The organism is Deltaproteobacteria bacterium (assembly GCA_009929795.1).
In the GTDB taxonomy this organism is placed as follows: domain Bacteria; phylum Desulfobacterota; class Desulfovibrionia; order Desulfovibrionales; family Desulfomicrobiaceae; genus RZZR01.
Genome location: RZZR01000090.1, coordinates 1 through 9,887 on the forward strand (window position 1 = coordinate 1; position 9,887 = coordinate 9,887).

The 9,887-nt window shown below is 61.0% G+C and carries 9 protein-coding genes; 6 read left to right on the forward strand and 3 right to left on the reverse strand.

Annotated features, from left to right (window positions below):
* Positions 1-462, forward strand: a 462-nt coding sequence (locus EOM25_09880) for a peroxiredoxin (GenBank protein NCC25485.1), incomplete at its 5' end; no start/stop codon positions are given.
* Positions 463-491: 29 nt separating this feature from the next.
* Here EOM25_09880 and recD read toward each other — a convergent pair.
* Genes recD through EOM25_09895 form a run of 3 tightly spaced genes read right to left on the reverse strand, consistent with a single transcriptional unit; the run spans position 492 to position 3,842 of the window.
* Positions 492-2,351 (reverse strand): exodeoxyribonuclease V subunit alpha, encoded by a 1,860-nt coding sequence (gene recD, locus EOM25_09885; protein ID NCC25486.1) that lies wholly within the window; start codon positions 2,349-2,351, stop codon positions 492-494.
* 3 nt (positions 2,352-2,354) lie between these two features.
* Positions 2,355-2,846, reverse strand: a complete 492-nt coding sequence (locus EOM25_09890) for a universal stress protein (GenBank protein ID NCC25487.1) — start codon at positions 2,844-2,846, stop codon at positions 2,355-2,357.
* Positions 2,847-2,876: 30 nt separating this feature from the next.
* The gene (locus EOM25_09895; GenBank protein ID NCC25488.1) at positions 2,877-3,842 is read right to left on the reverse strand and encodes a serine/threonine protein kinase; all 966 of its coding nucleotides are present in this window, start codon (positions 3,840-3,842) and stop codon (positions 2,877-2,879) included.
* Between the two features lie 115 nt (positions 3,843-3,957).
* Between EOM25_09895 and EOM25_09900 the strand changes: the two genes are divergently transcribed.
* From EOM25_09900 to EOM25_09920, 5 genes are all read left to right on the forward strand, one after another.
* Positions 3,958-4,914 (forward strand): DUF362 domain-containing protein, encoded by a 957-nt coding sequence (locus EOM25_09900; GenBank protein NCC25489.1) that lies wholly within the window; start codon positions 3,958-3,960, stop codon positions 4,912-4,914.
* Positions 4,915-5,119: 205 nt separating this feature from the next.
* Positions 5,120-6,139 carry a putative 2-aminoethylphosphonate ABC transporter substrate-binding protein gene (locus EOM25_09905; protein ID NCC25490.1) on the forward strand — a complete coding sequence of 340 codons (1,020 nt, stop codon included), beginning with the start codon at positions 5,120-5,122 and terminating at the stop codon, positions 6,137-6,139.
* Between the two features lie 122 nt (positions 6,140-6,261).
* Positions 6,262-7,401 carry a putative 2-aminoethylphosphonate ABC transporter ATP-binding protein gene (locus tag EOM25_09910; GenBank protein NCC25491.1) on the forward strand — a complete coding sequence of 380 codons (1,140 nt, stop codon included), beginning with the start codon at positions 6,262-6,264 and terminating at the stop codon, positions 7,399-7,401.
* 26 nt (positions 7,402-7,427) lie between these two features.
* Positions 7,428-9,158: a putative 2-aminoethylphosphonate ABC transporter permease subunit gene (locus tag EOM25_09915; protein ID NCC25492.1), complete on the forward strand. Its 1,731-nt coding sequence runs from the start codon at positions 7,428-7,430 to the stop codon at positions 9,156-9,158.
* 17 nt (positions 9,159-9,175) lie between these two features.
* The coding region (locus EOM25_09920) for a phosphonoacetaldehyde hydrolase (GenBank protein ID NCC25493.1) at positions 9,176-9,887 on the forward strand (712 nt) is incomplete at its 3' end.

Here is a 9,887-nt window from a genome sequence, read left to right on the forward strand (position 1 = left end):
GTCCAGGTCGGGGCCCAAGCCCCGGACTTCACCCTTCCCTCCATCGACGGAACCATGGTCACCCTTTCTTCGTTCCAGGGCCGAAAGAACGTGATGCTGACCTTTGTTCCGGCTGCATGGACTCCGGTCTGTTCCGACCAATGGCCAGGATACAATCTTGTCAGGGACATGTTCGAGGAGCGGGATGCCGTGGTCATCGGCATCAGCGTGGACAATCTCCCGACCCTGCATTCCTGGGTCAGGGAAATGGGCGGCCTCTGGTTTTCGGTTCTGTCGGACTTCTGGCCCCACGGCCGGGTAGCTTCTCTCTACGGGGTCCTGCGCGGCGACGGCACAGCCGAACGGGCCGTGTTCGTCATCGACCACCGAGGCGTGGTCAGGTACGTCAACGTCAACGACATCAACACTCGGCCGTCCCTCCAGCCCATCATGCAGGCCCTGGACGACCTGGCCGGGCAATGATCAGTTTCCCTTGCGCCCGTGCCTTGGCCTCAGAGCCCCGTCCACAACCGCTCGCGCAGGCCCGAGTCTCGTCGAGTCCGCCGGGTCACGGCTCCAAGGAGGATATCTTCCTTGGCCACCAGGATCAGTGACGACTTGGCCCGGGTGATGGCCGTGTATACCAGCTCTCTGGTCAACAGTCCGAAATCCTCGTCGGGCAAGACCAGAAGAACTCGGTCGAACTCCGAACCCTGGCTCTTGTGGATGGTCATGGCAAAGGTCGTGGCCGTCTCGGGGAGGCGGCCCGGAGAGAACTCCCGCCATTCTCCACCTTGGCCCGGGAAGACGACCACTGTCCTGCCCTCGACCCGGCGGGCCAACCCCACGTCGCCGTTGAACAGGCCCGTGTCGTAGGAGTTTGCGAGAACCATTACCGGACGTTTTTGATACCACTCCCCCCGGACATCCATCAGGTCGGCCTGATCCAGAACCCGCTCACACATCTCGTTCAGGCGATCCACGCCCAGTGGTCCCTGATTGGCCGGAGCCAGGATTCGGAAAGCCCCCAGAGCCAGGAAGGCCTCGGCCACGCCGTCGGACAAGCCAAGCGGCCGGTACCCGTTCTCGATTTCTCCGCGCAAGACATCCCGCAGGCATCCCCGACCGTCCGGGAGCTTCGAGGGCTCGACCCAGCGGAGATCGCCAGCCTCGTCTTGGGCCAAAATGCTCAGGACCGCCTGCCGGTCGCCCTGCCGGACCGCCTCGCTCAAGGCCCGAATTCCGCTCTTCTTGGAGAATCGGAACGGCCTGTTCAGCCCGACCACGGCATCCAGAAGAGGAGGACTCCCCGCGGTCGTCTCCTCCGTCAGAGGCAAGCCGCCGCATAGATTCCAGTCGAGAATGAAGTCGGGCGAGAAACGCTCTGCGCCCCACGGTGGTCCACAGATGTCTCCAAGCACCGTCCCGGGAGCCACCGAGGAAAGCTGGTCCCGATCGCCGACCAGGATCAGTCGGGCCTCGGGACCCAAAGCCCTGAGCGTCTTGGCCATCAAGGGCAGGTCGATCATGGAGGCCTCGTCCACGACCAGAACATCCACAGGCAAGGGGTGCGACTGGCCGTATCGGGGCTGGCCGGTGATGGGGTCGATGCCAAGCAGACGATGCAGGGTCAGGGCCTCCTCCGGGATCTGCCCGGCGATATCCTGATCGAGGTTCAATGAGGATTTCACCCGGCGAACCGATTCCCGAAGGCGGTCCGCGGCCTTGCCCGTGGGCGCAGCCAAAGCCATCCTCAGGCTCCTTTCGGGATGGACCATGAGCAGGAGAGCCAGTACCCCAGCCACCGCCGTCGTCTTACCCGTGCCCGGCCCCCCAGTGACCACGCAGAATCGGCTTCTGGCCGCGGCAAAAGCCGCCAGACGCTGACGGTTCGGGCCATCCTCGCCCCGACACTCCGGGAATATCTGATCCAGTCCGTCCTTCAGGGCAGCCTGGTCTACGGGTGGGGGCCTGTCCCTGACCATGGTCAACAGCATGGCCTGAACGTCGACCTCGTCCTGATGGAATCGCTGGAGATAGAGCCGGTGGCCGTCCAGAATGAGCGGACGAACGTGCTCCGGCTCCCCAACCACCGACGAATACCCGATAGTCTCGGCCCAATCCGAGCCGCCGGGGAGGACGACCCCGGCCTCGTTCAGAGGACGACGAGCCTCCTCCGGCGGATGGTCGAGGTCCAGGCAGGTGTCCCCGACGCTTCCCTGCCGACTGGCCAGGGCTGAGGCCAGGATTAGGCCCATCTCACGGGTCTTGTCCTGGTCGAGCCGGGCCATGTACCCGGCAAAGGCCAGATCCAACTCCGAAAACAGACCAGTTTCGCGGAGGGCCGAGGCCCTCGGATGCGACCAGAACATCGGCTACTGTACCACCCAGACCGTGCAATTCTTGGCCAGATGAATGACCTTGGTAGTCACGCTGCCAAAAAGGAACTCTTCGGCCTTGGAAACGCCCCTCCGACCGATGACCAAAGTGTTATACCCGCCTTCCTCTTGGACCTTGAGGATGTCCCGGGCAATGCTGGTCCCCAAGCTGCACATCTCGGCCATGGGTCGGACCGGGGATCGGCAGCTGGCCATGTAGATCTCCTCGATCCGATCCGGGGACAGACCCTGCTCCCGTAGATGCTCACAGGCCCAGGCCAAAAATTTCTTCATCTCGGCCATGCGCTCCTTGCCAGCCTCGGCCCAGGCCTCCTCGCTGGCGAAGAAATCCCTGTCCGGAGGCCGTTCCACATGGAGCAGAGCCACCACCAGACCGGCCCCTGAAGCCACCAGCCGACCGACATACTCCACGGCCCGGCCCGAATTCTCGGACCCGTCCAAGGCCACCAGGACCTTTTCCGTTGCCATTTCGCCCTCCTTTGTCGTCGCGTTAGTCCGTCACTCCCTGTGAAGCCCAGCCAGGCAGGGCTCTAGTTCGCCCAGCATCTCGTCCACGGTGTCGTAGGTCACCGGCGTCCCCAAAGAAAAATGCATGAGCACCCAGTTCAAATCCGCCGGAACATGGGGGTAGACTTTTCTCAGATTGACCAGACGACTCTTGAAAAGCAGGGAGAAATCATCCTCGTAAAACGGTCCGTCAAGGCAGCCATCGAAGTTTGGCTGCCCCATGGAGTAGGTGGTGCAGAACCCTTTGCCCACCATGTGCAGGAGCAGGTTCCCCAGACCGAACAGATCCAGGCCGAAGGGGTTCTCCCGAAACTCGTAGGTGTAGTCGAAGTCGATCCACCGAAAGGCCCCGGTCTCCCGCTCCCGGAACAGATGGTCACGCCGGATGTCGCCATGGTTCTCGCCATGCTCGTGGAGGAACCCGATGGCCCGGCATGACTCGCAGAACTGCTCGAGCATCCCGGGGAGGACCGCAGACATGTACTCCTCGTGGCTCATGTCCAGATTCTCAATATACTCGGCTAGTGGGCGGCCCCAGACAATGTCCAGGATCCGGACATTGTTGCCGGCTTCATCATCCACGGACCGGCCCTGCATGAACCGAAGATCGCCCCTGACCAGATCCAAAATCCGGGCCTCTTTTCGAGGGCTTCGGAAACACTCGATCTCCACACTCCCCAGACGGACCGGAAAGGACTCGTAGAACTCCAGCTTCAGGATGGCCCGTTCCCCGGTTTCAAGGGTCCGGCATCGCTTGACCCAGTACTTGGGGTCCTCGGTTCCGAAGCTCCGTTCGATTTCATCACGAAGGACAAAATAGTGGCGGTCTCCGGCCCGGATGACGTCCCCGGGACCGATGGACATGAACTCCGTGGTGTCCGTCACCAACCGACCCGATTTTTCTGTGATCAGATCAGGGGCGTGCCGTTCCAGCAGGGCCTTGATCTCGTCGCTCATCCTTCCTCCCGTTCGTCGCGGTTTGGATCGATCCCAGTTCTTTGCTATGGTAAATCTGAATCAGTGACAAGGGAGGGAAAAAACCAGGGCTTTACAGACGGACCCTCGCCGGGAAATGATGGCGAGCATGAACGTTGAGGAAAGCACACCGTACAGGGACAGTTGCCGGGTACTTGTCCTGCCTTGCCCGACCTACGAAGCTGGAAAGCTCGACTCGGTCGTGGAACGGCTGATGGCCGAATTGTCTGGCCGGATTAAGCCCGGGGATCGGGTTCTGGTCAAGCCCAATCTGGTCTCGGCCGTGCCCCTGGCCTGCACCGGACCCGAAGTGGTCCGGAGTGCCTGTCGCTGTCTGCTGGATGCAGGGGCCCGGGTCGTGGTCGGGGACTCGCCCGGGTTCGGCCGCGCCGGTAGCGTGGCCCGGGCCTGCGGCCTGGACCAGGCACTGGCCGATCTCGGGCTGACCGTGCAAACCCTTAACCAGCCAAGGCACGTTGTGGTTGGCACCCGGAGGATAGTCGTCTCTCGTCGAGCCATGGAGGCCGACCACGTCGTCAATGTGCCCCGTCTCAAGGCCCACTCCCAGATGCGGGTCACCGGAGCGATCAAGAACCTGTTCGGCTGCGTGCCCGGAACCCGCAAAGCCTGGATCCACGCTGTCCTCGGCGATCGGGGCAACCGTTTCCCCGGCCATCTGGTCGACGTCATAGCCGCCCTGCCCCCGGTCTTCAGTCTTGTGGATGCTGTCACGGCCATGCACCGCACTGGGCCCATGAAGGGCGAGGTCATCCAACTCGGCCTGCTGGCGTCTTCGCAAAACCCCGTGGCCCTGGACACGGCCCTCTGGACCATGCTCGGCCTGGACCCCGATCTGGTCCCCCTCTGGGCCGAATGCCGACGGCGAAACCTCCCCGGCAACCGGGCCGAAGACCTGATCTACCCTCTGTCCTCGCCCCGTGACTTCGATCTCTCGGGTTTTGTCGTGCCCGAAACTCTGGCCCCCGAAGCCTTCGGTCCGGTCCGCCTCGTCCGCAGTACGATCCGCCGTCTGGCGGCCCGCTTCAGCGTCTGAAAAGACTCCACCCCAACAACTCCTCTCGACAAGGCTGCCACTGTCTTGTCACGCCTTTGTCGAACATCTGCAACCATACCGAATCATTTTTGGTCTATCTTCAATGCCGGTCGGCCTTGGGCCGAATCTTGACATACGGTTTCGGGATTGAAGGCGGAAGCCTCCGGGGACGCCCCCTCCATGGCAACTGAACAACGAGGAAAAAATGAACACCATCGCCCGCTGTCTAACCCTGACATTGACTCTGGCCATTTTCGGTCCGGCATTTGCCCTGGCCGAACAGATTCTCGTCTACACCGCCCTCGAAGACGACGAGATCCCACGCTATATGGAACTCTTCAAAAAGGCCCACCCCGATATAACTGTGAACATCGTTCGCGACTCCACTGGCATCATCACCGCCAAATTCCTGGCTGAGAAGGACAATCCGCAGGCTGATGTGGTCTGGGGCACCGCCGCCACCAGCCTCATGCTGGCCGACCAGGCGGAACTGCTCGAGCCCTATGCTCCCAAAGGTCTGGACAAAGTCCGGCCCATGATGCGCGATGCCAAGAAGCCGCCCCATTGGGTCGGCATCAAGGCCTGGATGACCGGAATCTGCGTGAACACCATTGAGTGCCGGGCCTTGAACCTGCCCATCCCCGAGTCCTTCGCCGACCTCGTCAAGCCCGAGTACAAGGGCCGGTTGACCATGCCCAATCCGGCGTCGTCAGGCACCGGATTTTTGACCGTATCGGCCATCCTCCAACTCATGGGTGAGGAAAAAGGCTGGCAGTACCTGGACAAACTGCATGAAAACATCGCCCAGTACACCCATTCCGGTTCCAAGCCGGCCAAAATGGCCGGGGCCGGAGAAATCCCCATCGGCATTTCCTTCGGCTACCGGGGCATCATCCAGAAACAGAAGGGGGAGCCAGTTCACACAGTATTCCCCACAGAAGGCTCCGGATGGGACGTCGAGGCCAACGCCCTGGTCAAGAAACCGGCCATCAAGGCCGGGGCCAGAACCTTTCTCGATTGGGCCATCTCTCCGGAAGTCATGGCTGAATACGCCACGGTCTATCCAATCACGGCCTACCCCACCGGAGTGGCTATCCCTGAAGGGTATCCCCAGAACCCTGAAGCACAGCTGATCAAGAACGATTTCGACTGGGCCGCCAAGAACAGGGCCCGCATCCTGGAGGAATGGTCTAAACGCTACGACGGCAAGAGCGAGAAGAAATAGGCATACTGATCTGGCTCCTGTGAAATTGTCACCATGAGCCCGGCCGACGCCGGTCGACCCTCCCCGGAAATGATGAGGCGCTCCTGGCAAGAACCCGGAGCGCCTTTGCCAAGGAATACGAAATGGATACATCTCCCGATACGGCGGCCTACCTCGACGTCCGGAACGTGACCAAGACCTTCGGTCGCTTCAGGGCTCTGGACGATGTCAGCTTCTCGGTCTCGGCCGGAGAGTTCGTGACCATTCTCGGCCCCAGCGGCTGCGGCAAGACCACTATCCTGCGGGTCATCGCCGGACTGGAAAAACAGGACGCGGGCAGTATTCACATCAGGGGGCACGATGTCGGAATACTGCCGGTTTCCAGGCGCAACATCGGCATCGTGTTCCAGAACTATGCGCTCTTCCCGAACCTCACCGCCGCTGCCAATGTGGCCTACGGCCTGACTGGAAGCATGAGTGAACGGCGCCTGGTCCAGGGCCGGGTCGAGGAGCTCCTCGACCTAGTCGGGCTGACCGGCATGGGCGAAAAGTATCCGGCCCAGTTATCCGGAGGCCAACAACAGCGGGTCGCTTTGGCCCGGGCCATGGCCCTGTCCCCCAGTCTCCTGCTACTGGACGAGCCCCTTTCGGCCCTGGACGCCAAGGTCCGTATTCTTTTGCGAAGCGAAATCCGCCGCCTGCAAAAACGGCTGAACATCACCACCATCATGGTCACCCACGATCAGGAGGAGGCCCTGACCATGGCCGACCGCATCCTGGTCATGAATCAGGGCCGAGCGGCCCAGTACGGCACCCCTCTGGACATCTACGACCGCCCGGTCTCGCCATTCGTGGCCTCGTTCATCGGGTCCATGAACTTCATCCCCGGGGCCCGGGCCATCGACACCGGTAGTGTTTCGCTGGGAGGACTGACCCTTTTCCTGGACAACGGAGACAACGGTCGGGACATTGAGCGTAACGCCAGGATGGCCGTTGCCATCCGCCCCGAGGACGTGCTCATCGCTCCCGGGGCCAGAGCCGGGAAAAACCGGGTTCCCAACGAGGTCCGCGCCAAGGTCAGGTTCATGGAATATCGAGGGGCCGTCTACCGGGTCCAGATGGACCTATGGCTCGAACATGGCAGCGAGGCCCCCATAGAGGCCGAGATCCCCACGGAAAAAATCCGTCGTCTGTCCGTCCGCGAGGACAGTCTTTTGGACCTGGTCCTTCCCCCCGACCGCCTGCGAGTCTATCCCATGGACCAGACCGGAATTCACGCCTGATGCCTGGACGTGAAGGAGTCGGGCCTATGGGGCCCGGACCGGCCTCGAAACCAAACCTGGATATAGGGATATGGGCCAGGCGGGGGCTCATTGTACTGCTTTGCCTCTGGCTTCTGGTGGCCGTGGTTCTGCCCCTGTACGCACTGCTCTCCAAGGCCATGCTGAACGAACAGGGCCATTTTGTCGGAATGGCAAATTTCGTCAGGTATTTCCAGACTCCGTCCCTGTCGAATTCTCTGACCAACTCTCTCACGGTGGCCGTGACGACCACCTTTTTCTCGGTCGGCCTCGGTTTTGCCTTTGCCTATGCCCTGACCAGGACCTGCATCCCCTTCAAGGGCCTCCTGAAGAGCCTAGTCCTGATTCCTCTCTTTGCTCCGACCCTCTTGAACGGCATAGCCCTTATCTATCTCTTCGGAAACAAGGGGCTGATCACCAGAGGGTTCTTCGGAACCCTGCCGGGTTTCGATATAGGACTCTACGGGGCCACTGGCATCATCATCTCCGAAATTATCTACACCTTCCCCCAGGCCACGCTCATCCTCTGTGTCGCCCTCTCAATTACCGACGCCAGACTCTACGAGGCCGCGGCCTCGCTGGGGGCATCCAGATGGCGGATTTTCAAGACCGTGACTCTTCCCTCGGTCAAGTATGGGTTGATCAGCGCCGTCTTCGTCTGCTTCGTGCTTGCCTTTACCGATTTCGGGGCCCCCAAGGTGGTTGGCGGCTCCTACAACATCCTGGCCACGGATATCTACAAGCAGGTCATCGGGCAGCAGAATTTCATCATGGGCGCGGTGGTCAGCGTGGTCCTGCTCATTCCTGCCGCCCTGGCCTTTATCGTGGACCGAATCATCCAGCGCCGCCAGACGGCTCTCATCGCGGCTAGATTCGTACCCCTGAAACCGGACCCTCACCCGCTTCGCGACGGGTTTTTCCTGTCATTCTGCATCGTCGTCACCGTTTTGATCCTGGGTTTTTACGCCACGGCCCTGTTCGCCTCCCTGGTCAAAGTCTGGCCCTACAATCTCGAACTCGGATTCTGGCACTATACCTTCCGGGGCACGGGCGGCGGCGGATACGAAGCTTTTTTCAATTCCCTGCGCATGTCCCTGTATTCGGCCATGTTCGGCACGGCTATCACCTTCACCGGGGCCTATCTGATCGAAAAGACCAGGGGTCTGAGAGGCCTGCGAGCCTTGGCCTACTTCCTGTCCATCATTCCCCTGGCCCTGCCCGGTCTGGTCATCGGATTGGCCTACATTTTCTTCTTCAACGCCCCGGACTGGAACATCCTAGGCCTTCGAATCCCCAATCCCTTCAACCCCCTCTACGCGACCATGGGCATCCTCGTCCTCTCCAACATTGTCCATTTCTACGCGGTGAGCTTTCTCACGGCCACTACGGCCCTCAAGCAGTTGGACAAGGAATTCGAGACCGTCTCCGAATCCATGGGCGTTCCGTTCTACAAAACCTTTTTCCGGGTCACCACGCCGATCTGCCTGCCAGCCATCTTGGAGATCTTTATGTACTATTTCGTAAATTCCATGGCGACGGTCTCGGCCGTGATCTTTCTCTATTCGTCCAACACCACCCTGGCCTCAGTGGCCGTGGCTAACATGGACGACGCTGGCGACATCGCCCCGGCCTGCGCCATGTCCATGCTCATCGTCGGAGCCAACATCCTCGTCCGCATCCTGTACGGCCTGACCACCAGGGGCTTCAAACAACGCGCCCAGGCCTGGGTAACCCGCTGATACGCAAGGAACACATCATGACAAAACCATTCGTATACCTCGAAACATACCGTGGGCCTGTTTTGGCCGTTATTCTGGACTGGGCCGGAACGGCCGTGGATTACGGATGCATCGGCCCCACAGAGGTATTTCATCGGGCCTTCGCCGCTCTGGGCGTGGAGGTCGATCGGAACGAAATCCGCCCCTTCATGGGTCTGAAAAAAATCGATCACGTCCGGGCCATGTTCGCCCTGGAAAGCGTAGCCGAGAAATGGCGTCAGACCCACGGCGCGTTGCCGGACGAAGACGACATCCACCGCGTCTATGCTCTCCTGGAGCCCATGATGATCGAAGCCGTCACCACACACGCTCTGCCCATCCCCGGGGTTGCCGAATCTGTGGATTCCTTGCGAAGCCGAGGCATCCGTATCGGCTCATCCACGGGCTACACCCGGCCCATGATGGAAGCCCTGGCACCCGTGGCAGCAATTCACGGCTACGCACCTGACCGATGGGTCTGCAGTTCCGATGTTCCAGACGGAAGGCCCTGCCCGTGGATGTGCTACCAGAATGCCTTGGCCCTCCAGACCTACCCCATGGCCGCCATGATCAAGATCGGCGACACAATTGCCGACATCCACGAAGGACGCAACGCCGGCATGTGGAGCGTGGCCGTAACCAGAACCAGCGTCGAACTCGGCCTGACCCGGGCTGAGACCGAGGCTCTTCCTCCGGACGAATTGCGGGCCA

Bases quoted from the DNA above. Each gene is read 5' to 3' on its own strand.
- recD (NCC25486.1), bottom strand. From the start codon at position 2,351: ATGTTCTGGTCGCATCCGAGGGCCTCGGCCCTCCGCGAAACTGGTCTG.
- EOM25_09900 (NCC25489.1), top strand. From the start codon at position 3,958: ATGATGGCGAGCATGAACGTTGAGGAAAGCACACCGTACAGGGACAGT.
- EOM25_09895 (NCC25488.1), bottom strand. From the start codon at position 3,842: ATGAGCGACGAGATCAAGGCCCTGCTGGAACGGCACGCCCCTGATCTG.
- EOM25_09905 (NCC25490.1), top strand. From the start codon at position 5,120: ATGAACACCATCGCCCGCTGTCTAACCCTGACATTGACTCTGGCCATT.
- EOM25_09890 (NCC25487.1), bottom strand. From the start codon at position 2,846: ATGGCAACGGAAAAGGTCCTGGTGGCCTTGGACGGGTCCGAGAATTCG.
- EOM25_09915 (NCC25492.1), top strand. From the start codon at position 7,428: ATGGGGCCCGGACCGGCCTCGAAACCAAACCTGGATATAGGGATATGG.
- EOM25_09910 (NCC25491.1), top strand. From the start codon at position 6,262: ATGGATACATCTCCCGATACGGCGGCCTACCTCGACGTCCGGAACGTG.